This is a genomic window from Vibrio neptunius (assembly GCF_000967495.1).
Taxonomy (GTDB): Bacteria; Pseudomonadota; Gammaproteobacteria; order Enterobacterales; family Vibrionaceae; genus Vibrio; species Vibrio neptunius.
Genome location: NZ_JXXU01000040.1, coordinates 46,074 through 70,939, shown reverse-complemented (window position 1 = coordinate 70,939; position 24,866 = coordinate 46,074). Strand labels below are relative to the sequence as shown.

The window sequence follows — 24,866 nt, the reverse complement described above, 5'->3', positions numbered from 1 at the left end:
CGGAGTAGTAGAGAATGCCAAAACGTACTGACTTAAAAAGTATTCTAATTCTAGGTGCAGGCCCGATTGTTATCGGTCAGGCATGTGAGTTTGACTACTCTGGTGCTCAAGCATGTAAAGCACTGCGCGAAGAGGGTTATCGAGTTATCCTTGTAAACTCTAACCCTGCAACCATCATGACTGACCCAGACATGGCGGATGCCACTTACATCGAACCAATCCAGTGGGAAGTGGTTCGCAAGATCATTGAGAAAGAGCGCCCTGATGCAGTACTACCTACTATGGGTGGCCAGACTGCACTTAACTGTGCTCTAGACCTTGAGAAGCACGGCGTACTTGAAGAGTTCGGCGTAGAGATGATCGGTGCAACTGCAGACGCTATCGACAAAGCAGAAGATCGTTCTCGTTTTGATAAAGCGATGAAGTCAATCGGCCTAGAGTGTCCGCGTGCGGATACGGCTAAGACGATGGAAGAAGCTTACAAAGTTCTCGATATGGTCGGCTTCCCATGTATCATTCGTCCTTCATTCACTATGGGTGGTACTGGTGGTGGTATCGCTTACAACAAAGAAGAGTTCGAAGAGATCTGTCGTCGTGGTTTGGACCTGTCGCCAACCAACGAGCTTCTAATCGATGAATCACTAATCGGTTGGAAAGAATATGAGATGGAAGTGGTTCGTGACAAAGCGGACAACTGTATCATCGTATGTTCTATCGAAAACTTCGACCCAATGGGTATCCACACTGGTGACTCAATCACAGTGGCACCAGCCCAAACGCTGACTGACAAAGAGTACCAGTTGATGCGTAATGCATCTCTAGCGGTACTGCGCGAAATCGGTGTTGAGACAGGTGGTTCAAACGTACAGTTTGGTATTAATCCGAAAGATGGCCGCATGGTTATCATCGAGATGAACCCACGTGTATCTCGTTCTTCTGCTCTTGCTTCTAAAGCAACAGGTTTCCCAATCGCTAAGATTGCAGCGAAACTGGCCGTTGGCTTCACTCTTGATGAGCTACAAAACGACATCACTGGTGGTGCGACTCCGGCATCATTCGAACCAACAATCGACTACGTAGTAACTAAGATCCCTCGCTTTAACTTCGAGAAATTTGCCGGCGCTAACGACCGTCTGACAACTCAGATGAAGTCAGTGGGTGAGGTTATGGCTATCGGCCGTAACCAACAAGAATCTCTACAAAAAGCGCTTCGTGGCCTTGAAGTTGGTGCCAACGGTTTTGACGAAATGGTTGATCTGGATGCGCCTGATGCACTAACAACCATTCGTCATGAACTAAAAGAAGCTGGTGCTGAGCGTATCTGGTACATCGCAGACGCATTCCGTGCTGGTATGTCAGTAGATGGCGTATTCAATCTAACGGCAATTGACCGTTGGTTCCTAGTTCAGATTGAAGAACTGGTTAACCTGGAAAATCAAGTTAAGGCAGGCGGTTTTGCTGGCTTGACTGAAGATGTGCTACGTAAGATGAAGCGTAAAGGTTTCTCTGATGCTCGTCTCTCTTCAATTCTTGGTGTATCTGAGAACGAAATTCGTCGCCTGCGTGACCAGTACGACATTCACCCAGTGTACAAGCGCGTTGATACTTGTGCGGCTGAGTTTTCTTCTGATACGGCTTACATGTACTCATCTTATGATGAAGAGTGTGAAGCGCAGCCGACAGACAAAGACAAGATCATGGTTCTTGGTGGTGGTCCAAACCGTATCGGCCAAGGTATTGAATTTGACTACTGTTGTGTACACGCTTCACTAGCTCTACGTGAAGATGGTTATGAAACTATCATGGTTAACTGTAACCCAGAGACAGTTTCTACTGACTATGACACGTCAGATCGTCTGTACTTCGAACCAGTCACACTTGAAGACGTGCTTTCAATCGTACGTGTAGAGAAGCCAAAAGGCGTTATCGTTCAGTACGGTGGTCAGACTCCACTTAAACTTGCTCGAGCTCTAGAAGCGGCAGGTGTGCCAATCATAGGTACTAGCCCAGATGCAATCGACCGCGCTGAAGATCGCGAGCGTTTCCAAGCTGCCGTTGACCGCCTAGGTCTTCTACAGCCAGAAAATGCGACAGTAACGACAATCGAGCAAGCGGTTGAGAAATCGAAAGAAATTGGCTTCCCGTTGGTTGTACGTCCTTCATACGTGCTCGGTGGTCGCGCAATGGAAATCGTCTACGACGAGCAAGACTTACGCCGTTACTTTAACGAAGCGGTGAGCGTATCGAACGAGTCACCAGTGCTTCTGGACCGTTTCCTAGACGACGCAACTGAAGTTGATATCGATGCTATCTGTGACGGTGAGCGCGTAGTTATCGGCGGTATCATGGAGCACATCGAGCAAGCGGGTGTTCACTCTGGTGACTCGGCATGTTCACTACCTGCTTATACGCTAAGTCAGGAAATCCAGGATAAGATGCGTGAGCAAGTAGAGAAGCTAGCTTTCGAACTTGGTGTACGCGGTCTGATGAACACACAGTTTGCTGTTAAAGAAAACGAAGTTTACCTAATCGAAGTAAACCCTCGTGCTGCTCGTACAGTACCATTCGTATCTAAAGCAACAGGTGCTCCACTAGCGAAAATCGCTGCACGTGTGATGGCGGGTCAATCTCTAGAGTCTCAGGGCTTTACTAAAGAAATTATCCCACCTTACTACTCAGTGAAAGAAGTAGTACTTCCGTTCAACAAGTTCCCTGGTGTTGACCCACTGTTAGGTCCAGAAATGCGCTCTACTGGTGAGGTAATGGGTGTAGGTGCCACGTTCGCAGAAGCTTACGCGAAAGCAGAACTCGGTTGTGGCGCAGTGTACCCAGAAGGAGGTCGCGCACTACTGTCTGTTCGTGAAGGCGACAAGCAGCGTGTAGTAGACCTAGCGTCTAAGCTAACTAAACTTGGTTACCAACTGGATGCAACGCACGGTACAGCAGTTATCCTAGGCGAAGCAGGTATCAACCCACGTCTAGTGAACAAGGTACACGAAGGTCGTCCACACATTCTTGACCGTATCAAGAACAACGAGTACACCTACATCGTCAACACCGCGGCAGGTCGTCAAGCGATTGAGGATTCAAAAGTACTTCGTCGTGGCGCATTGGCTGAGAAAGTGAACTACACAACGACACTGAATGCCGCGTTTGCAGTGTGTATGGCACACACGGCTGACGCTAAAACATCAGTGACTTCAGTTCAAGAGCTGCACGCTAAAGTGGCACAGAACGAAGCGTAATAAAAACCAGTAGGCTCGCAACAGAGCCTATATGACAACCTCATTGCCCGCTCTTTTGAGCGGGCTTTTTTATGCGGTGTATTAGAGTGATGAAAAAATGGAATAGGTCAATTTCGATGCTTTCCTTATCCGACTGGAAAGCTCAGTGTTATGGTTATGGCCATTGTTTCGCCGTTTAGACATAAGTTATGGAAATCTCCCTCGAAATACTGACCATACTTTTCTTTGTTGCTACTGCTGCAGGCTTTATCGATGCTATGGCTGGTGGCGGTGGTTTATTAACGCTACCTGCGCTACTGGCGGCGGGGGTTCCACCGACTCAAGCCTTAGCGACAAACAAGTTGCAAAGCTCGTTTGGGAGTTTTTCTGCTAGCTGGTATTTCGTGCGCAACGGTATTGTCAGTATAAAAGAGATGCGCTTAGCCATTCTGTGTACTTTCATTGGCTCAGCGATTGGTGCGGAAGCGGTGCAGTATATTGACGCAAGTACCCTGACCAGTCTTATTCCCATTCTTCTTGTCGCTATCTCGCTTTACTTTTTGCTGATGCCAAAAACGAAACAACATTCGGGGCAAGCCAAGCTGTCAGAAGCGATGTTTGCTTTGTCCGTAGGCGGTGGGGTTGGGTTTTATGATGGCTTCTTCGGCCCAGGAACAGGCTCCATTTTTACTGTGTGTTTTGTTGCCATTGGGCATTTTTCGTTGGTCGATGCGACCGCTCGCACCAAGGTTCTGAACTTTACTTCTAACATCGCTGCATTACTGTTTTTTGTGTTGGCAGGATTACCGATCTGGGAATTAGGATTGGTAATGGCGGTCGGTGGATTCTTTGGGGCTCGTATGGGAGCGAAAGTGGTTGTGACCAAAGGCCAAAAATGGATCCGTCCCCTAGTGATCGTGATGTCGATGGCGATGGCATTTAAACTGCTTTGGGAACAGCATCAACAATGGTTGCTATCAGTTTTTTAACCCGAGGTGATTGATACACACTCTGTCTGACGCAAATATGGATAGGTCGAATTAGGTGTTGTAATTGTTTGAAATGAAAGCAATGTTTGTCGGGGATATTGAGCGCTTTAATGATTGAGTGAGGGATCAACGCTGGCGCTGTTCCGCCTAACGCCAGCTGGGCTGCAGCGGTGTAAGCATCCATTTCCATGATTGGCTTGATACCGAGCTTTTCTAGCGTGATGAGTTGATAGCTGTTGGCGGGGTTGGTTAAATCGTTTGTGATGATCTTGTCGGGTAATTGCTTTAAAGGGGCATCGTTTACGACAGCGAAAGGCTCATCAAATAAGTGAAAGGTCATCAATCCATGGTGGGCTGGTAGTAAACCCGCACAGAGGCCGAGCGTTGCTTTACCTGATTGAACATGTTCTACAATACGAGGTGTGTGGTTGGTCGTGATTGTAATGTACTGATCGCTTTTGATGTAGTCGCCAATGGTCTTGCCTAGATATCCTGCAATCAAAGATTTTGAGCTATCGAGTTTGATGAGGGAAGTATCTTCCAACTCTTGTTGTTCATAGATCAGACCTCGCAGCTCATTAAAAGAAGGACCTATGTTGTCAATCAGAGCCTGTCCATCGGGTGTTAGTTTGATTGAACGGCCAGAAGGTTCGATTAATTTTTTACCGAGTTTTTTTTCTAAATTGGCGATTCGTTTACTGACTGCTGATTGACTGATATACAGTAAGCTGCCAGTTCGGCTCATGGTTTTCGCTTTACTAAGAACTAATAAAGTCTCGATGCCTTCAAGTAACATAGCTACTGATGAAAACTAGGAATGGGTCAATTAATGTAACGGAAAAAAAGCTCGCTTGCACTGCTTCTTTCTAAAGTCATAAAAAACGACGCCATTAAGGCGCCGTTGTCATGTTCAATGTACCACTCACTGAATTATAGAGATTCAGTAAATGTACGTGCAATTACATCTCGTTGTTGTTCAGTCGTTAGCGAGTTGAAACGAACAGCGTAGCCAGAAACGCGGATAGTTAGCTGAGGGTATTTCTCAGGGTTTTCAACCGCATCTTCTAAAGTTTCACGCTTAAGAACGTTAACGTTCAGGTGTTGACCACCTTCGATGCGAGGTGCTTTCTCGATCGCAACTTCGCGGCTTTCGTATTCGCCAAGTTCGTTGATTGCTACAACTTGGTCAGTTTCAAAACCTGTGTTTGCAGCCACGCAGCGCGCTTCATTTTTTTCACTATCAAGTAACCAAATAGAGTTCAGTAGTGCATCGTTTGCCGCTTTAGTAATTTGAATGCCTTGAATCATCACAGTCTCCTATCCACATTAGTGGTTTTATTGGTGTTAATTTCCGAATTTCGTCGAGCTGCGTATTATATAACCTGAAATTACTTGGGTGGTTTTGATTTAAGTCAAATAACTACCAATATCATCACTTATTAAGTGGTTAATGTGTTGATTTGAATCAATAATATCATATATAGCAATGATTTATGACCTTGGCGATAGATTTGGATCTCTTGTTTTGTTGTAATATTACTACAAGCCTGGTGTGGTTGTTGAGATGAGTCTAATAACTTGCTGTAATTCGTGCCATATATTGAAAGTCAAAAGTGATAAAGCAACATGTTAGAAAAGTCGTACGGTAACAAGTTTATCGGTGCTCATGTTTCCGCAGCAGGTGGTGTTGATCAGGCACCATTGAGGGCAAATAAAATAGGAGCAAATGCGTTTGCCTTATTTACTAAAAATCAGCGCCAGTGGAGTGCCAAACCGCTTGATGAAACAACCATCGCCGCATTTAAGTCTAATTGTACCCTGTTAGGTTTTACCGCTGAGCAGATACTCCCACACGATTCATACTTGATTAATCTCGGCGCTCCAGAGGAAGAAAAACTCGAGAAGTCCCGCGCTGCATTTATTGATGAAATGCAGCGTTGCCATCAGCTTGGGCTAGGCTTACTCAATTTTCATCCAGGAAGCCACTTAAAGAAAATTTCTGAGAAAGAGTGTTTAGTGCGAATCGCGGAATCGATCAATATTGCCCACCAAGCGGTACCAAACGTGACCGCGGTGATAGAAAATACGGCGGGTCAGGGTACCAACCTAGGCTGGCGATTTGAGCATTTGGCGGAAATCATTCAACAAGTTAAGGATAAATCTCGCGTTGGTGTCTGTATTGATACCTGCCATGCCTTCGCTGCTGGGTATGATCTGAGCAGCTTTGATGCGTGCGAGGCGACTTTTGAGGAGTTTGAGCGCGTTGTTGGTATGCATTATTTAAGGGCAATGCACATTAATGATTCAAAGATTGCCCTAGGTGGGAAGGTCGATCGTCACCACGCATTAGGCAAAGGAGAAATTGGTTGGTCGTGTTTTGAGTATATCGCTAAAGATCCTCGATTTGACCATATCCCATTGATTCTAGAAACAATAGAGCCGGAAAGTTGGCCTGACGAAATTGAGTTTATACGTCAGCATCATGTTGCTCGGCTCAAGGAAATGGCCTAACTATTTAAAAGTGGCATTAATTTTTCATAGTGAGTTGAGGTACTCAGACAAATAAGGATGCCACTATGCCTTACACTGCTTTTTATACTATCGCACGCTCGCCACGCCTTCCTGTTCCTAATCGTCATGTGACGGGTCAGGGACATTATCGGATCCCACAAAAAAGCTAGTTCACTTTATCGCTTTGTTCCTTCATTAACTTTTGCGACAATTGTTTGAGCGCACATAGTAGAAGGAACAAAACATGAACCCGTCATTGACATGGCAAGACGTCATTGGGGCTGAAAAGCAGCAGGACTATTTTCAGCAGACGTTGAATTTTGTTGAATCGGAAAGGGGCTTAGGTAAAGCGATCTTTCCTCCGGCAAAAGATGTGTTTAATGCCTTTCGGGCGACTGAGTTTGATGACGTGAAAGTTGTGATCTTAGGACAGGATCCTTATCACGGCCCTCGACAGGCGCATGGTCTGTGTTTCTCTGTTTTACCAGGTATCAAGACTCCTCCCTCTTTAGTCAATATGTATAAAGAGTTAGCACAGGACATTGATGGTTTTCAGATTCCGGCGCATGGTTACCTTCAAAGCTGGGCTGAGCAAGGTGTTTTGTTACTTAATACTGTTCTTACGGTCGAACAGGGAAAAGCCCATTCGCATTCTAAAACTGGTTGGGAAACCTTTACTGACAAAGTCATTGAAGCGGTTAACCAGTATCAGTCTGGTGTGGTGTTTTTACTTTGGGGCTCCCATGCGCAAAAGAAGGGGCGTTTCATCGACCGTAATAAGCACCATGTATTGGCTGCGCCACACCCTTCTCCATTGTCAGCGCATCGCGGATTTTTCGGTTGCCGACACTTTTCTCAAGCAAATCATATTCTTAGTTCGCAAGGTAAACCAACTATAAATTGGCACCTTCCTGATCAAGTCAATATGTAGTTCTCCCCAAAGTGGATTGCTTAATCTTCGAGCAATGTCAAAATTTGACTGGCGCTTCTTTTATACACTCATTAAAAGTAGGTGTTAAGGAGAAGCGCTATGATGATTGAAAGGATAAGGCGAGAGCATGGTTACATGGTTCGTTTGCTGGCAGTATTGAGGCAAAAGATTGCCCTGCTAAAGGAAGAACAGACCATCAATTACAGTTTAGTGAGAGAAATAGTGGAGTATCTGGCTCACCACTCTGAGCGTGTCCATCACCCTAAAGAGGATATTCTCTACCACTATTATCTAGAGCATTACGGCCATCACACGGATATCGAGAATCTTGAACTAGAGCATGAGACATTGTCACAAAGAACTCATGCTTTTCTCGATACTGTTGATATGATTCTCCAAGATGCTGTGGTACCTCAAGCTCTATTTGTACAGCAACTCGAAGATTTTGTCTTGACGCAAAAGCGCCACATGGATCTTGAAGAGCAGTCAATATTACCTCTCATTAATAAGAGCTTCACTTTACATGATTGGCAAGTTGTCGAGAAACGTTGGAGCGTCACTGAAGACGACCCTGTTTTTGGCCACACCATTGCAGAACAGTATCAGCAATTAGCCCAACGTGTTAGGCAGGTCGATCAAGAGTGTGTTTGACGCTCAAGTGTCGATAAACAAAAAAGAGGCGCTAATACGCCTCTTTTCTAATGTTAGTAATCTAGATTATCAATATCGTCGAATCCGATGTCCATATCTTTCAATTCACGTCGAAGTCTCTGCCTGTCCTTTATTGCTTCGATTTCACGCCATTTACGCTTTGCGGGTTTAGAACGTGTTGCCCGATTTTTTGGAAAATCCATTTCCATGATTTCTTCAAAGTTTAAGCCTTCCATAAGCTACCTCTTTTAATGATTACTCTTTGAAGGGGTACTGTTTAAATACCATTCTGTTTGGAGCGTAACTTTGATTCGTTTCTCATTTGTTACGATTCCATGAAGTTTTCATGTTGTTTTAGACTTGGCTTCACAAAAAACGGAGCAATGCTTGGTTGTTTTTTGTTCAAACGGTTTGCCGAAAACGATTAAATTTTCAAAATATGTATGTTAACGCTGTGTGTGAAAAAACAGCGGTTTCTTGAACTATGCAATTAGGTTTATTTGGCTGAGTTGATACATCGAATTTACAGATCGAATCACTTAACCTTCTCTTCTCTGAGTCCTTGATGACAAAGGAGTGTCAATTATTTGCGGCTCTGCTATTTCTTATCGAGTTGTGTGTTCTTTATTGTTGTTAAATTTTGATGTTAATGTTCTGTTTTTGTGGTTTTTATGTTCTTTTTTGTGTTAATCAATGGTGATTTTATAGTGAAAAATAACAACAATATACATTTTGATGCATATTGATTTTTGGTATCCTTGACTGCATTATCCGCCCGTCAAAAATACGCTGGTACGTAAAATGGAAGCATGAGGCGCGTTTTACATATCTGAGTTGCACAATAATTACACAATAATACTAAGCAAAATTGACACTTGGTTTGCAACTGGATGGAAGGCTGGGAAGCAGAGATCAGCGAAAACTCACTATGAGGATCTTATGACAGATTTAATTAATTTGATGAATGACCTACTTTGGGGCTCTATTCTGGTTTATCTCTTAGTTGGTGTGGGGGTCTACTTCACATTCAGACTGGGCTTTATCCAGTTCCGCCACTTTGGCCATATGTTTTCGGTGTTAAAGAACAGCCGTAAAGCGGATAAAGCGGGTATTTCATCATTCCAAGCTCTGTGTACTAGCCTAGCAGCCCGTGTGGGTACAGGTAACATGGCGGGTGTTGCCGTCGCTCTTACCGCCGGGGGCCCAGGTGCAATTTTCTGGATGTGGCTGATCGCAATGCTGGGTATGGCAACCTCGTTCGCCGAGAGTACCTTGGCGCAGTTATACAAAACCAAAGATGATGACGGTAACTATCGTGGTGGCCCTGCCTACTACATGGAGAAAGGTTTAGGGATGCGCTGGATGGGCGTATTGTTCTCTATCTTCCTGATCATCGCTTTTGGTTTGGTATTTAACGCGGTTCAGGCTAACTCAATTGCTGGTGCCATGAATACGGCATTTGGTTGGGATGAAACTTATGTCGGTGTTGCCGTAGTTCTGTTGTCTGCAGTGGTTATCTTTGGTGGCATCAAGCGTATCGCGCGCGTAGCAGAAATGATTGTCCCTGCAATGGCGCTACTTTACCTGCTACTGGCGCTATTCGTTGTGTTCATGAATATCGATAAGTTACCGGCAGTACTGAGCTTGATCTTCAAGAGTGCCTTTGGCCTGCAAGAAGCCGCGGCAGGTGGTTTAGGTTATGCAATTGCTCAAGCAATGATTAACGGTATTAAACGTGGTCTTTTCTCAAACGAAGCTGGTATGGGTTCTGCGCCAAACGCAGCGGCATCAGCTACACCTTATCCGCCACACCCTGCGTCTCAGGGCTATGTTCAGATGTTAGGTGTGTTTATGGACACTATCGTGATCTGTTCAGCGACGGTGGCGATTATCCTGATGTCCGGTGAGTACGTTCCGCATGGTGAGATCACGGGTATTGAACTGACTCAGGCAGCGTTGAGCTCTCAGGTAGGCTCGTGGGGTGGAATCTTTGTAGCTGTTGCGATTTTCTTCTTCGCCTTTACGTCTATTATAGCGAACTACTCATACGCGGAAACAAACCTTATTTTCCTTGAGCATAACCATAAAGCCGGTCTGGGCGTGTTCCGTCTGGTTGTACTAGCGATGGTAATGTTTGGAGCCGTTGCATCACTACCTATCGTTTGGGCATTGGCAGATGTTTCTATGGGTATGATGGCGATTGTCAACCTGGTGGCGATTTTGCTTCTCTCTGGCATCGTGATTAAGCTGGCGAAAGATTACAACCGTCAGCTAAAAGAAGGTAAAGTGCCGACATTTGATTCGAACGATTTTCCTGAGCTGAAATCTCAGCTTGAGGATGGTATCTGGGATCAGAGCAAAAAAGATTAATAGCCAATCTCTATTAAAACGATTCAAAAAGCCATGCAGACATTGCATGGTTTTTTTTGTAACCTATAGCGAATAAAAACAGAACAGATAGAGTAAAGCCATGCTAATCGTCGTTTCACCAGCGAAAACCTTAGATTATGAATCTCCACTGGCTACAGAGAAATTTACTCAGCCAGAACTGACAGAGTATTCAAAACAACTGATTGATGCCTGTCGTAAGCTGACGCCTGCCGATGTCGCTAGCTTGATGAAAGTGAGCGATAAGATCGCTGACCTGAACGTTGGCCGCTTTCAGGAGTGGAGTGAGACGTTTACGGCGGAGAACTCACGCCAAGCGATTCTGGCTTTTAAAGGTGATGTCTACACTGGCTTAGACGCTCAAAGCCTGTCAGACGATGACTTTGATTATGCTCAACAGCACTTACGCATGTTATCTGGCTTATATGGTTTATTAAAACCACTTGATCTAATGCAGCCTTACCGTTTGGAGATGGGAACGAAACTTGCCAATGAAAACGGCAATAACCTGTATCAGTTCTGGGGTAATGTGATTACTGATAAGATAAATCAAGCTATTACTGAACAGGGTGATAATGTTCTAATTAACCTTGCTTCAAACGAGTACTTTAAAGCCGTAAAACCAAAATCTCTGGATGCTCAGGTAATTACGCCAATTTTCAAAGACTGTAAAAATGGTCAGTACAAGGTGATCAGCTTCTATGCGAAGAAAGCACGTGGCATGATGGCACGATACATCATTGAGAATCGTATCGAGAGCGTTGCGGACCTGACTAAATTTGACACAGCGGGCTATTATTTTGTTGAAGATGAGTCTTCACCGACCGAATTGGTCTTTAAACGCGAAGAGCAATAAAGGAATCAACAGATGATAGCTTGGTTTAAACAGTGGGTTGCGCGATACGACGAGTGGTGTCAGTCGATGGGCCTAACTCCGCAGAATAAACGCAGTTGTGTTCCTTATCAAACAGACCCCGTTCAGCAAGCTTCTCAATCTAATAAAAAGGCGCAGCGGTAATGCGCCTTTTTGATACCCATTGTCATTTCGATTTCGCCCCCTTTTCAGATGATTTTCCGGCTCAACTGCAACTGGCAAAGCGAGCGGGTGTTGAACGGTTCATGATTCCGGCTATTGGGCCCTCCAATTGGAAGCAATTAATTGCACTGTCTTCTTTATATCCATCTGTTTATATTGCGTTGGGCATGCACCCCTACTTTTTAACGCAAGATAGTCAGCAGCAGTTACCTGAGTTACACACTTTGTTTGAAACAAAGCTTGAACGTTGTAAAGCGATTGGTGAGTGTGGCTTAGATGCAATGGTTGCTGTTGACGAAGAGATTCAACGACAAGTGTTTGTTACTCAGGTTGAATTGGCGAAAACACTCAAGTTACCGCTGATCCTCCACGCGAGGAAAACCCACAATTTGGTTCTTCAGTTGCTAAAGCGTCATAAATTTCCTTACGGTGGAGTGTTACACGGTTTTTCGGGTAGCTATCAGCAGGCAATGCAATTTGTCGAGTTGGGTTTCTATATTGGTATTGGTGGCGTTATCACTTATCCAAGAGCACGGAAAACGCGCCAAGCGGTGATGAACTTACCTATGGAATGTCTCGTTCTGGAAACGGACGCGCCAGACATGCCTCTTTACGGGCACCAAGGCAAACCTAATCATCCGGAAATGTTAGCTCAAACCTTGTCATGTCTCGCAAAGCTGAAGGGTATTAATGAGCAAACGCTTGCTGAAAGCATCTGGAAAAATAGCAATTCTGCGTTCGGTATTTGTGAATAGTTTCTAAAGAAAATGTTCTTTTTATGATTTGCAGTTCGCTGTAAGGTGATCTTCTTCACGTAAATGGGTGAACGCATGATGAATCTTATTAGAAACTGTGAGGGCAGCATTACTTTATCATTGGACGGATGAGTATAATTGGCTCCGCTTTAGAGCTCCATTTTGTAACACGCCAACAAATAACATATAAGGAAATCATAAACTATGAGCCTGTTTATGAGCCTAGTCGGTATGGCAGTATTGCTAGGAATTGCATTACTACTGTCTGATAACCGAAAAGCTATCAATCTAAGAACTGTGGGTGGCGCATTTGCTATCCAATTTATCATCGGTGGTTTCGTTCTTTACGTACCATGGGGTCGTGACCTTCTAGCTGGCTTCTCAGCTGGTGTACAAAGTGTTATCGACTACGGTAAAGACGGTACTGGTTTTCTATTTGGCAGCCTAGTTAACTTCTCAGTTGACGGTATTGGCTTCATTTTTGCGTTCCAGGTACTTCCAACGCTAATCTTCTTCTCTGCACTTATCTCTGTACTTTACTACGTTGGTATCATGCAGTGGGTAATCAAGATTCTTGGTGGCGGTTTACAGGCTGCACTTGGCACGTCGCGTGCGGAGTCAATGTCTGCGGCTGCGAACATTTTCGTAGGGCAAACTGAAGCACCTCTTGTGGTTCGTCCGTTTGTTCCTAAGATGACGCAATCTGAACTATTCGCGGTAATGTGTGGTGGTCTAGCTTCAGTTGCTGGTGGTGTACTAGCGGGCTACGCTTCTATGGGTGTACCTCTAGAGTACCTAGTTGCGGCATCATTTATGGCAGCACCAGGCGGACTACTATTCGCGAAAATCATCAAGCCGGAAACAGAAACACCTGATGAAAAGCTAGGCACTGACATTGACGGTGGTGAAGATAAACCTGCTAACGTCATTGACGCAGCGGCTGGCGGTGCTTCTGTTGGTTTGCAGCTGGCACTGAACGTTGGCGCAATGTTGTTAGCGTTTATCGGTCTAATTGCTCTTATCAACGGTATCCTAGGTGGTATTGGCGGTTGGTTCGATATGCCTGAACTAACACTGGAAATTCTGCTTGGTTACATCTTCTCGCCTCTAGCATTCCTAATCGGTGTTCCGTGGGAAGAAGCTACACTTGCTGGCTCATTCATTGGTCAGAAGATAGTGGTTAACGAGTTTGTCGCGTACCTAAACTTCGTACCATACGTTGGTGATGCTGCGCAAGTAGTCCAAGAGACTGGCGAAGTAATGTCAACTAAGACTGCAGCAATTATCTCGTTCGCTCTATGTGGTTTCGCAAACCTTTCTTCTATTGCGATTCTGCTTGGTGGTCTAGGTGGTCTAGCGCCAAACCGTCGTCATGACATTGCCCGTATGGGTATCAAAGCGGTTTGTGCTGGTACGCTATCTAACCTAATGGCGGCGACAATCGCTGGCTTCTTCCTATCTTTCTAATTAAGTAAGCGAAAGATTATATAGACGCCGTTTTAAAAAGCCCCGTAGACACACATTCTTGTGTGCTACGGGGCTTTTTTGTTTCTTCCAATAGAGTGAGCCCGATTACGATGTTAACTGGGATTTAACCATAGTTACCTTGTTTTACACACACTGCTTGGAGAGAAAACTCGTACAAGTTGGCAAGAGCTTTCGTTAGCTTGTATGACAAGTTTGGACTGAGTTCAGACAACCTGATTCGCAACGATTATTCAGTAAGATTATTGAGTGAACGTTAACTAGAATCTTTTTTGAGATACAAACCGTTTGCGCTTTATGGACCACTACAGTTCTGCGACGAATATCTATAATGTATGTAAATATAGAGAGTAGGGTAAAACTCATTAACGAAGTTTACCTCGCAACCCTGCCGGGTTTTGTCGTTTGAGTCCTGTTTTCTGCCATTAAGTCGCCCAAACCTGCATTGCCGCGTTAGCTGGCTTATCGGGTATCGTTGGGTATATCTTAATGGTGTGACTTATCAATGGATTATTGAAAAGTGATTTTAGCTAGCACCTGTTAGTACAAGGAGTATGATTGGTGCTGGTTGTAGCGATGTCAGTACAATTGGACAATTGGCTACAGATACCGTTAGACACCGCAATCGCAGATTGTTGTGCCATAGACCAAACTGGTACTGTGCGGTGACAAGGATAGCAATTGGGGGTAGATTCGCTGTTTATCCCTAAGTCTTCAGGGAACCAAGTCCGTTCATTAATGAATGCGTCAACTATTTAGGTTGAGCAGATATATTTATGAATATTGATCGGAGATAGAAATGAGCGATTTAAAAGCAGCAGCACTACGTGCACTTAAACTTATGGATCTTACAACGCTGAATGATGATGATACTGATGAAAAAGTGATCTCACTGTGTCATGACGCAAAATCTGCTGTCGGTAACACAGCAGCGATCTGTATTTATCCTCGCTTTATTCCTATTGCTAAGAAGACACTTCGCGAGCAAGGTACACCAGACGTTCGTATTGCTACAGTAACGAACTTCCCACACGGTAACGATGATATTGATATCGCTGTTGCAGAAACGAAAGCGGCCGTTGCTTACGGTGCAGATGAAGTGGATGTTGTATTCCCATACCGTGCTCTAATGGCAGGTAACGAGGAAGTGGGTTTCGAGCTAGTTAAGCAATGTAAAGCAGCGTGTGGTGACATTCTTCTGAAAGTCATCATCGAAACCGGTGAGCTTAAAGAAGAAGCTCTAATTAAGAAAGCCTCTGAAATTTCAATTAAAGCAGGCGCTGACTTCATTAAAACTTCAACGGGTAAAGTGCCAGTCAATGCAACACCTGAATATGCACGCATGATGCTGGAAGTGATTCGTGATATGGAAGTTGCAAAATCGGTTGGCTTCAAGCCAGCAGGTGGTGTACGCACTGCTGAAGATGCAGCCGCGTATCTAGCAATGGCAGATGAGATTTTGGGCGACAACTGGGTAGATGCTCGCCATTACCGTTTTGGCGCCTCTAGCCTGCTTACTAACCTACTAAATACATTAGAAGTAACAGACGAAACTGCAGATCCTGCAGCGTACTAATTAAAAGTCTGAATGTGGTGAGCGAAAGCTCACCACATTACTTTTTACTTTACTAACCACCGTTTTGTGTGGGAGGAACTAATGTATTTACCTCAAGAAATCATTCGTAAAAAACGCGATGGCGAAGTCCTAACTGCCGACGAAATCAATTTCTTCATCCAAGGTGTGGCTAAAAACACCGTTTCAGAGGGGCAAATCGCAGCCTTTGCGATGGCGATATTTTTCAATGAAATGACAATGCCAGAGCGCATTGCGCTGACGTGTGCGATGCGTGATTCCGGTATGGTTATCGATTGGAGCCATAAAGAATTTGGCGGCCCAATTGTAGATAAGCATTCAACTGGTGGTGTTGGTGACGTGACTTCGCTGATGCTTGGGCCAATGGTTGCGGCATGTGGTGGCTTTGTTCCAATGATCTCGGGTCGAGGTCTTGGTCACACTGGAGGTACTCTGGATAAGTTGGAGTCAATTCCTGGCTATAACATCACGCCAACCAATCAAGTGTTCGGTGATGTTACGAAAGACGCAGGTGTTGCCATTATTGGCCAAACAGGTGATTTAGCGCCAGCCGATAAACGTGTCTACGCAACCCGCGATATTACCGCGACGGTCGACAACATTTCTCTGATCACGGCTTCAATCCTGTCTAAGAAACTGGCTGCTGGGCTTGAGTCATTGGTGATGGATGTAAAAGTGGGTTCAGGGGCATTCATGCCAACCTATGAAGCCTCGGAAGAGCTCGCTAAATCTATCGTAGCAGTAGCAAACGGTGCAGGTACCAAGACAACAGCTATCCTAACTGACATGAACCAAGTTCTGGCTTCTTCTGCGGGTAATGCAGTCGAAGTACGTGAAGCGGTTCAGTTCCTGACTGGTGAATACCGCAACCCTCGCTTACTTGAAGTTACGATGGCGTCATGTGCAGAAATGTTGGTGTTGGCTCAATTGGCTGACGACACAGAAGATGCACGCGCCAAACTGATGGAAGTTTTAGATAACGGTAAAGCTGCTCAGTGCTTTGGTAAGATGGTCGCAGGCCTAGGCGGCCCAACCGATTTTGTTGAAAACTACGAAAACTATTTGGAAAAAGCAGAAATCATCAAACCTGTCTTCGCTGATGAGGACGGTGTGGTATCGGCAATGGACACTCGTGCAATCGGTATGGCGGTTGTTTCCATGGGTGGCGGCCGCCGTGTGGCAACAGATGAAATTGACTATGCTGTGGGCTTTGACGGGTTCATCCGTCTTGGTGAAAAAGCATCGAGTGATAAACCACTGGCCGTGATTCATGCACGTAGTGAAGAGCAATGGCTTGAAGCGGCTGAAGCGCTGAAGCAGGCTATTACTATCGGTGGTGAGTATACTCCAACGCCTGAGGTTTATCGTCAGATCCGCGCAGAAGACGTTTAATCAAAAATTACACTAAGGCCCGCCATATAAAAATGATTACCGGTGGGCCTGAGGAAGAGCAATGAAAAGAGCATTTATATTAGTACTGGATTCATTTGGAATCGGTGAGACAGCAGACGCTGAGACATTTGGTGATGTTGGTTCAGACACTCTGGGCCATATCGCAGACCAATGTGATAAAGGTCTAGCGGATAACGCTGATCGTAAAGGGCCACTGACGTTGCCTAATCTGTCAAAGCTTGGTTTAGCAATGGCCCACAAAGAGTCAACGGGTCGCTTTGCGCCAGGTTTAGATACTGAGGCGGAGATCATCGGTGCTTACGGCCATGCTGCTGAGCTATCCTCAGGTAAAGACACGCCGTCAGGCCACTGGGAAATTGCTGGTGTTCCGGTTCTGTTTGACTGGGGCTACTTTACCGACAAAGCCAACAGCTTCCCGAAAGAGCTGACAGATCGCATTCTTGAGCGTGCTGGTCTAGACGGTTTCCTCGGTAACTGTCATGCATCAGGCACTCAGGTACTGGATGATCTTGGTGAAGAGCATATGAAGACAGGGCAACCTATCTTCTATACGTCGGCGGATTCGGTATTCCAGATCGCTTGCCATGAAGAAACCTTCGGCCTAGAACGTTTGCTTGAGCTTTGTCAGATCGCACGTGAAGAGCTGGAAGACTACAACATCGGCCGCGTTATCGCTCGCCCATTCATTGGTCCGGGTAAAGGCCAGTTCGAGCGTACTGGTAATCGCCGCGATCTGTCTGTTGAGCCACCTTCAGCGACGATTCTACAGAAGCTTGTTGATGAGAAGGGCGGTGAAGTTCACTCGATCGGTAAGATCTCTGACATTTACGCTGGCTGCGGTATTACTAAGAAGACCAAAGCAACAGGTATTCCTGCTTTATTTGAAGCAACAAAACAGGCAATCAAAGAAGCGGGCGACAATACTATCGTCTTTACTAACTTTGTTGATTTTGATTCCGCCTATGGTCACCGTCGTGATGTTGCAGGCTATGCTGCTGCGCTTGAGTACTTCGATGGCCGTATCCATGAAGTTATGGAACTGATGGAAGAAGACGATATTCTAATCCTGACTGCCGACCACGGCTGTGACCCAACTTGGCCAGGTACTGACCACACACGTGAACACATCCCTGTAATTGTTTATGGTCAGAAAGTGCCAGCTGGTTCTCTAGGCCTGCGTGACTCTTTTGCGGATATTGGTCAATCATTGGCGACTTACTTTGGTACTTCACCAATGGATTATGGTAAAAACTTTTTGTAATGAGAGAGTTAGAGAGGTAAACCACCTCTCTGACAACATTTAACTTAGTTAAGGAATTAACAGACATGGCAACTCCACATATTAATGCTGAAACGGGTGCATTCGCAGATGTCGTTCTTATGCCGGGTGATCCGCTACGCGCGAAGTACATTGCAGAAACCTTCCTAGAAGATGTCGTTCAGGTTTGTGATGTACGTAATATGTTCGGTTTCACAGGCACTTACAAAGGTCGTAAAGTGTCTGTGATGGGCCACGGTATGGGTATCCCATCTTGTTCAATCTATGCTACTGAGCTGATTAAAGACTACGGTGTGAAGAAAATCATCCGTGTAGGTAGCTGTGGTGCTGTTAGCGAAGACATCAAAGTACGTGATGTTGTGATTGGTATGGGCGCTTGTACTGACTCTAAAGTAAATCGCATTCGCTTTAAAGGCCATGACTTTGCTGCTATCGCTGATTATAAGATGGTTCGTGCAGCGGAAGAGGCAGCGAAAGCACGTGGTATCGAAGTGAAGGTGGGTAACCTGTTTTCCGCTGAACTGTTCTACACACCAGATCCAGAAATGTTCGATGTGATGGACAAGTACGGTATTGTTGGTGTTGAAATGGAAGCGGCAGGTATCTACGGCGTTTGTGCTGAGTACGGTGCGAAAGCTCTGACTATCTGTACTGTGTCTGATCACATCAAAACGGGCGAGCAGACAACATCAGATGAGCGTCAAACTACGTTTAACGATATGATGATTATCGCGCTCGACTCTATCCTGTTAGGTGATGAGGCCTAGATACAGTCTCAATCGCTGAAAAATAGTAAAAGAGGGGGGAGTGACTTAAATACTACCCCCTCTTTTTTACTTGCAATTGGCTAACTCATTTCTTTAAGAAGCAGATTTTCACTGTTGCGTTTGGGTTTTCTTCTCACCACAATTGCCAACAGTAAGCCTGCGATAAAACTCATTCCGACCATGGTATACATGTAACGGTCGCTTTTACGGTAGTAGTGATCAGAAAAGGCAGTTACTTTACCCGTCTCAAAGGTGATACGAACAAAACCAATGGCTGCATTGTCGTGCATAATGGGCTCAACTAATTGCTGTTTGCCAATTCGAGCGGTTTCAAGTGGCGTATCTAAACCGAGAACTTCACGCACACTTTTCCCCTTGTCGCTTGAGGCCAAGCGAATCCCTTCCGCGTCATAGATAGTGGCATCAAACACGAGATTGTCTTTAGCCAGTTGGTTGGTTAGCTTCAGTAAGCGCTCTTGATCTTGATTGGCTATCATATCACCTGCTGATAAAGAAGCTTGAGAAACCAACATTTTTATCAGTGTTTCCAACTGGTTTTTCTGAATTTGTTCATTGCCTTTAGTAATTTTTACGCTGTTAATACCAATTACTCCCATCATTGCTATCAACGAGAGGATTGCCAGCGCTCTTAAGGCAATACGAAATGAGAACAGAGAGGGTTCCATACTCGCCTAACTTAAGGTTAATTCTCCTATAGAGCATATTGATGCTTGCACAGCTAAATTGCAATAGGTTAACGTGTTAGTAGATTTTTTAGGAATAATTCACATGGAAACGTTTAAGACCTTTTCTATTCAAAAACATACATCACTATACAATCGAATTCCCGAGACACGCTTATTTAGTCAATTTGATAAAGCTAAGGCTAATTGGATTGTGTTCGCAGAGTGTTTGTCATCGCAATATTTTGAAACTATTGACCGTTGTACTGGCCAACATAATGCTGTCGTTGATGTGTGGAAGGTTGGCCGCTATGAAGTAGCATTAATGCAGGGTGAGCTGACTGCTCAACATGAAAAAGTTCTCCAAGACATTAGACTGGATTATGCGTCGCTTAATGATCTTCCCGATTTATCAAAGCCAGGCCTTATCGTTATGGATATGGACTCGACTGCGATTCAAATTGAATGTATTGATGAAATAGCCAAATTTGCTGGTGTGGGTGAGGAAGTCGCGGAAGTGACAGAGCGCGCCATGCAAGGTGAACTGGATTTTGAACAGAGCTTACGTCAACGTGTGAGTGCACTGGCTGGTACTGATGAAAGTATCCTGTCTAGTGTAAGAAACGCTTTGCCATTGATGCCTGACTTGCCTGAGCTGGTAAGTACCTTACGTCAGTTTGGCTGGAAAACGGCAATTGCCTCTGGTGGGTTTACCTATTTCTCAGATTACCTCAAAGAGACATTGAATTTAGACCATGCAGAATCTAATCAGCTGGAAATCGTTGATGGCAAGTTGACTGGTCAAGTGGTTGGTAACGTTGTATCAGCTCAAACTAAAGCGGATATCCTCGAAGAGTTAGCCAAACAATACGATATTGAACCACACAATACTATCGCTGTTGGAGACGGTGCAAACGATCTGATGATGATGTCCGTTGCAGGCCTTGGTATCGCTTACCATGCAAAACCTAAAGTGGAGCAACAAGCGCAAACAGCCGTGCGTTATGTGGGACTGGGGGGGGTACTGTGTATTCTATCTGCTGCTCTGTCTAAGCAGAAGAAACTGAGTTTTAAACCTGCTCCATAATGAAGATGCGAGGGTTAAAACCTCGCTTTCTTATTACTATTATTTGGTCATTTCAAGACGAGTAAGCACTTCTTCTGTGATATCCGTGATTTCGCCATACCCCATGATACCTGTGAGCTCTTTTTCTAAGCTTCTAGCTTGATTCATACTGATAGCTGCCAGCTCTTTGAGATCTTCTTGAAGTAGTGCGCTCATGGCATCAAAAACAGGAGCACTACAAATACGAAGAGCACAAAACTCTCCCATTCCTTGCGCGTCTTTGATGAAAGCAATACGATCTTTCAGCGAATCAAATTCGCTCACCAATTTGGATTCATAAGATTGAATACGTGTACCAAACCTTGTGGTTGATAAATAAATTTCCTGAAACTGAGGCTGTGCACCATCAATACGACGCATTGGTTGAGCGAGCAGTGTATTAGTATGACCTTTATAGATAGGCTCGACGGAAAAATTCTCATCATGGCCAAGTTTAGCGAATACCACTAGGTGGGAAGCAAGAGGATAGTTAATACCTATCACGCGAGGCTTAAGGTTTTTCCCTCGTTTTTCTACGAAGATAGGCGAGCTCACAATCTTATCCAGTAAGATGTCGTGCAAACCCTCCAGTAACTGATTACTGGGCAGCAGTTCTTTTTGGGCAACCAGTTTATCTTGGTTATGCTCGATCAGCCGTCCAAAAAAAGCAATGGTGCGCATGGTATTGCTGTCTTCTTTTATAACTAGCTGAAGGCGCTTTCCTCCTGGAGAAATTCGAACAACCTCGTATGGAACGTTATTAAGAGGCAGTTGTTTATCATACAGACTAAGCTCTTTAAAGTTAACCGAACATGTATCTCCTGCTTTTAGCTCGCTTTGAGAAGTTAAAGCGACGCTAATTCCACGTTTAGAAATGTCTAATGTCACCCCTGTATGAGCGGTATCATGAGGATAAGACAATTCGATCGGAGAACGAAATTGAAAACGTGGTTCTTTCCTACGGGATATTGCATCAAAGTAGATACAAACAGGGTTATTTTCTGGATTACGGGCATGGCGAAAGCGATTGAGTTCACTAGTCGGCATCCTAGGCTTTGCAGTCAGAAGGTAATCTTGGTTAGTAGACTCAGTAGATAGCTCCTGAAGAATACCGCAATGGCTAAGCGAGTTAGTTTTAAAGTTGAGTTCAGTTGAATGCTTGGACAGCTCTACCCGTTCTTCTTTGGACAGTTCAAAAACATGTAATCGAAACACTCTCCAGCTCTCTTTTTTGGCCCCAACGTGCCAGAAAAGCTGACGGAGTTCTCTACTCGCCTCTGGCATCATCATGGAGAAAAATAGGGTCTTACCTTGATGATTGTGAGTGAAGGAGTAAAACACATTATTGCTACCTCGCATACCAGGCTTGGTGAGCTGTTCTAAACGTTCTTTATTAAACAAGCTGGTCAAGGTTTGTTGATTGCGCTCATCTTGCCAGTATTGCCAAATGGGTTGATTGTTCTCTGTCATTAAGGCGAGTTTAAGTTCACTACCACTGAAGAAAACAGGTAAATTACAGGTGTGCTTAAGGAATGTATGCTCATAGCCTCGAGAGCGAGCTCGAATGACTTTATCTTGATTGTCATGCCGGCTTCGTTGGCTATCATTTGTCAGTTTGTCTTCGATAACTTGTTCAACGACGTTTGACTCGTCAAGTTTGAGTAACCGTAGATATTTTACTGCATCGTTTTCGTAAGATTCATCAATTCCAACAATCCGATAGTTGATAGGGATGTCTAGCCCTTCGACTTCACTTTCTTTAATCAATTCAACGAAACGTACCGCTATGATCTCTCCGAGTTTGTAGCTAAATGCGGATGGGACCTTAAACTTTGCTCCTGATGGCGAGATATCGACAGTTGTGGCGTGGACGAGCTGATCTCTGTTGATCTGAAATTCTATTTGAGAAGAGAGTTTTAAACGGTTCTCACGACGCTTGAGATCGTAACCCAAATTAATCGCTTCAACATCATATGCTGAACTTTTTTCTGAAAACTCAATGCCGTGAGGTTTACCCCGTTTTTGCATTACTCGAAAATTATTATGAGTATTACATAATGCTTCCCAGACCCCTTCAGTATAGCCGCCAAATTTACGAGTATTTTTATGGTAGGCGTTGAAGGCAACGTCATCGAGCCAATGTTTTACACCATCGAGTTCGTATTCGCGGCACTCACCTTTTACTCGGCCGCGAAGGTCTACGGGTTTAGTACACGGAGCCATCACTCGATTGAGCTCCATTTTGACCAGAATTTTAACCGATGGGGGCTCCCCTTCAGTCATTTGGGCGAGAAGGTATTCAAAATCACCGGAGTTGTAAGCAGGAATCAATCGTTCTGCTAAAGATAAAATCTCTGACTGCTGCATATATTTTTGTTAGCGTGTCCCTTACTCTCAATATCGACCTTGATATAAAGATCTTTAATGATATGTTACACCGAATCAAGGTGAATAGGTGACGTATGATAATAGCATAGTCACAAATACAGGTCTGAGGTGATATGGCGAAAGCAAAAAGAGCATATGTGTGTAATGACTGTGGGGCAGATTTTCCGCGTTGGCAAGGACAATGCAATGCTTGTGGGTCGTGGAATACGATCAGTGAAGTCAGGTTGGCGGCATCACCAGCAGCGGCACGCAATGAGCGGTTAGCGGGTTATGCAGGTAACTCTGGTGAAACTCAGGTTCAGACCCTATCTGACATTGATTTGCAGGAAGTTCCTCGTTTTACCAGTGGTTTTAAAGAGTTTGATCGTGTTCTTGGTGGCGGTGTAGTGCCGGGTGCTGCCATTCTGATTGGTGGTAACCCAGGAGCGGGTAAATCAACGCTACTTTTGCAAACTATGTGTTATCTCGCCTCACAAATGCCAACCTTATACGTCACAGGTGAAGAGTCGTTACAACAGGTTGCGATGCGAGCGTCACGACTCGGTTTGCCTAAAGACAACCTGAAAATGCTTTCAGAAACTAACGTCGATCGTATCTGTCAAATTGCTGAGAAAGAGCAGCCTAAGATCATGGTCATCGATTCGATTCAGGTGATGCATGTTGCGGATGTGCAATCATCACCTGGCAGTGTGGCACAAGTGCGTGAGTCGGCTACGGCCTTGACTCGTTACGCTAAGCAGAACAATGTTTCTGTATTTATTGTCGGCCATGTGACGAAAGATGGGACGTTAGCGGGGCCTAAAGTGCTTGAGCACATCATTGACTGTTCAGTATTACTTGATGGCGGAACGGACAATCGTTTTAGAACTATGCGCAGCCATAAGAATCGCTTTGGAGCAGTCAATGAGCTGGGGGTATTTGCGATGACAGGGCAGGGGCTCAAAGAAGTCAGCAACCCGTCAGCCATCTTCCTTTCTCGAGGGGAAGAAGAAACATCTGGCAGTTCAGTCATGGTGGTATGGGAGGGCACTCGTCCTCTACTGGTCGAGATTCAAGCTTTGGTTGATTACTCTCAGTTGGCTAACCCACGACGTGTTGCTGTGGGCCTTGAGCAAAACCGCTTGTCGCTCTTACTGGCGGTTTTACACAAGCACGGTGGTTTACAGATGGCGGATCAAGATGTGTTTGTTAATGTCGTTGGTGGTGTCAAGGTAACAGAAACCAGCGCTGACTTGGCATTAGTGATAGCGCTTCTATCCAGTTTTCGAGATCGAGCTTTACCTAAAGATGTGGTGATATTCGGCGAAGTCGGCTTAGCAGGAGAGATTCGTCCAGTTCCAAGTGGGCAGGAGAGGTTGAATGAAGCCTTTAAGCATGGTTTTAAGAAAGCGATTGTTCCTGCAGCGAATATGCCTAAAGGTGGGATCCCGGGAATGCAGATCCATGGTGTGAAAAAGCTTTCTGAAGCGATTGAAGCGTTTGATGAGCTTTAGGGAAGCGGGAACGGACTTTGTCCTATGGATCGCTTCGTTGCGGGAGAACGGGATCGGGCTTCGCCCTGCTAGAAAGAAGAAGCCTCTTTTCGGTCATTCCATAGAGCGACGAAGGAGTGAGTAGGGAATCTCTTCAAGTGTTCGAATTACTTTAAGAGATCCCCAACTCGGTCG

21 protein-coding genes are annotated in these 24,866 nt (G+C 44.9%); 16 read left to right on the top strand and 5 right to left on the bottom strand.

The features are described from left to right. Positions 1-14 precede the first annotated feature (14 nt). Positions 15-3,245 (top strand): carbamoyl-phosphate synthase large subunit, encoded by a 3,231-nt coding sequence (carB, locus tag TW84_RS13435; RefSeq protein WP_045976150.1) that lies wholly within the window; start codon positions 15-17, stop codon positions 3,243-3,245. Between the two features lie 188 nt (positions 3,246-3,433). Then, positions 3,434-4,213, top strand: coding sequence for a TSUP family transporter (locus tag TW84_RS13430; RefSeq protein ID WP_045976149.1), 780 nt, complete (start codon positions 3,434-3,436; stop codon positions 4,211-4,213). On the opposite strand, the gene TW84_RS13425 is transcribed toward TW84_RS13430, so the two are convergent. Together TW84_RS13425 and grcA are read right to left on the bottom strand one after the other, a co-directional pair. Beyond that, positions 4,164-5,009 carry a LysR family transcriptional regulator gene (locus TW84_RS13425; protein ID WP_045976148.1) on the bottom strand — a complete coding sequence of 282 codons (846 nt, stop codon included), beginning with the start codon at positions 5,007-5,009 and terminating at the stop codon, positions 4,164-4,166. The two genes, TW84_RS13430 and TW84_RS13425, sit on opposite strands and share 50 nt — an antisense overlap. A gap of 134 nt (positions 5,010-5,143) precedes the next feature. Then, positions 5,144-5,521, bottom strand: coding sequence for an autonomous glycyl radical cofactor GrcA (gene grcA / locus TW84_RS13420; RefSeq protein ID WP_045976147.1), 378 nt, complete (start codon positions 5,519-5,521; stop codon positions 5,144-5,146). Between the two features lie 318 nt (positions 5,522-5,839). Here grcA and nfo point away from each other — a divergent pair, with 318 nt between their 5' ends. From nfo to TW84_RS13405, 3 genes are all read left to right on the top strand, one after another. Next, a complete protein-coding gene (gene nfo / locus TW84_RS13415) occupies positions 5,840-6,724 on the top strand; it encodes a deoxyribonuclease IV (RefSeq protein ID WP_045976146.1) in 885 nt (294 codons plus the stop codon). Positions 6,725-6,968: 244 nt separating this feature from the next. Next, positions 6,969-7,655, top strand: coding sequence for a uracil-DNA glycosylase (ung, locus tag TW84_RS13410; protein ID WP_045976145.1), 687 nt, complete (start codon positions 6,969-6,971; stop codon positions 7,653-7,655). 99 nt (positions 7,656-7,754) lie between these two features. Next, on the top strand, positions 7,755-8,306 hold the full coding sequence (locus tag TW84_RS13405) for a hemerythrin domain-containing protein (RefSeq protein WP_045976144.1): 552 nt from the start codon (positions 7,755-7,757) through the stop codon (positions 8,304-8,306). A gap of 53 nt (positions 8,307-8,359) precedes the next feature. Here TW84_RS13405 and TW84_RS13400 read toward each other — a convergent pair whose 3' ends face one another. Then, the gene (locus tag TW84_RS13400; RefSeq protein WP_045976143.1) at positions 8,360-8,542 is read right to left on the bottom strand and encodes a DUF3545 family protein; all 183 of its coding nucleotides are present in this window, start codon (positions 8,540-8,542) and stop codon (positions 8,360-8,362) included. A gap of 703 nt (positions 8,543-9,245) precedes the next feature. On the opposite strand from TW84_RS13400, the gene TW84_RS13395 reads away from it, so the two are divergent. The 9 genes from TW84_RS13395 (at position 9,246) to deoD (ending at position 19,023) form a co-directional block, all read left to right on the top strand. Then, positions 9,246-10,676 carry an alanine/glycine:cation symporter family protein gene (locus tag TW84_RS13395; protein ID WP_045976142.1) on the top strand — a complete coding sequence of 477 codons (1,431 nt, stop codon included), beginning with the start codon at positions 9,246-9,248 and terminating at the stop codon, positions 10,674-10,676. 100 nt (positions 10,677-10,776) lie between these two features. Next, positions 10,777-11,550, top strand: coding sequence for a peroxide stress protein YaaA (yaaA, locus tag TW84_RS13390; protein WP_045976141.1), 774 nt, complete (start codon positions 10,777-10,779; stop codon positions 11,548-11,550). A 12-nt stretch (positions 11,551-11,562) separates the two neighbouring features. Next, positions 11,563-11,712 (top strand): DUF5363 family protein, encoded by a 150-nt coding sequence (locus TW84_RS24590; protein ID WP_162197125.1) that lies wholly within the window; start codon positions 11,563-11,565, stop codon positions 11,710-11,712. After that, entirely contained in the window at positions 11,712-12,485 is a 774-nt protein-coding gene (locus TW84_RS13385) for a TatD family hydrolase (RefSeq protein WP_045976140.1), read from the top strand. The genes TW84_RS24590 and TW84_RS13385 overlap by 1 nt, the downstream gene beginning before the upstream one ends. A 204-nt stretch (positions 12,486-12,689) precedes the next feature. Next, complete coding sequence (locus TW84_RS13380; protein ID WP_045976139.1) at positions 12,690-13,952, top strand: NupC/NupG family nucleoside CNT transporter; 1,263 nt, start codon at positions 12,690-12,692, stop codon at positions 13,950-13,952. 817 nt (positions 13,953-14,769) lie between these two features. Beyond that, on the top strand, positions 14,770-15,546 hold the full coding sequence (gene deoC, locus TW84_RS13375) for a deoxyribose-phosphate aldolase (protein ID WP_045976138.1): 777 nt from the start codon (positions 14,770-14,772) through the stop codon (positions 15,544-15,546). An 81-nt stretch (positions 15,547-15,627) separates the two neighbouring features. Beyond that, complete coding sequence (gene deoA, locus TW84_RS13370) at positions 15,628-16,956, top strand: thymidine phosphorylase (protein ID WP_045976137.1); 1,329 nt, start codon at positions 15,628-15,630, stop codon at positions 16,954-16,956. A 61-nt stretch (positions 16,957-17,017) separates the two neighbouring features. Beyond that, positions 17,018-18,238, top strand: a complete 1,221-nt coding sequence (locus tag TW84_RS13365; protein ID WP_045976136.1) for a phosphopentomutase — start codon at positions 17,018-17,020, stop codon at positions 18,236-18,238. 65 nt (positions 18,239-18,303) lie between these two features. Further along, the gene (deoD, locus tag TW84_RS13360; protein ID WP_045976135.1) at positions 18,304-19,023 is read left to right on the top strand and encodes a purine-nucleoside phosphorylase; all 720 of its coding nucleotides are present in this window, start codon (positions 18,304-18,306) and stop codon (positions 19,021-19,023) included. Between the two features lie 80 nt (positions 19,024-19,103). On the opposite strand, the gene TW84_RS13355 is transcribed toward deoD, so the two are convergent. Next, on the bottom strand, positions 19,104-19,709 hold the full coding sequence (locus TW84_RS13355; RefSeq protein ID WP_045976134.1) for a YtjB family periplasmic protein: 606 nt from the start codon (positions 19,707-19,709) through the stop codon (positions 19,104-19,106). Between the two features lie 103 nt (positions 19,710-19,812). Between TW84_RS13355 and serB the strand changes: the two genes are divergently transcribed. Continuing rightward, positions 19,813-20,793, top strand: coding sequence for a phosphoserine phosphatase (gene serB, locus TW84_RS13350; RefSeq protein WP_045976133.1), 981 nt, complete (start codon positions 19,813-19,815; stop codon positions 20,791-20,793). A 39-nt stretch (positions 20,794-20,832) separates the two neighbouring features. Here the strand turns inward: serB and TW84_RS13345 are convergent, their stop codons facing one another. Then, entirely contained in the window at positions 20,833-23,178 is a 2,346-nt protein-coding gene (locus TW84_RS13345) for a PilZ domain-containing protein (protein ID WP_045976132.1), read from the bottom strand. 134 nt (positions 23,179-23,312) lie between these two features. Here TW84_RS13345 and radA point away from each other — a divergent pair, with 134 nt between their 5' ends. Continuing rightward, the gene (gene radA / locus TW84_RS13340) at positions 23,313-24,692 is read left to right on the top strand and encodes a DNA repair protein RadA (protein WP_045976131.1); all 1,380 of its coding nucleotides are present in this window, start codon (positions 23,313-23,315) and stop codon (positions 24,690-24,692) included. Positions 24,693-24,866 lie beyond the last annotated feature (174 nt).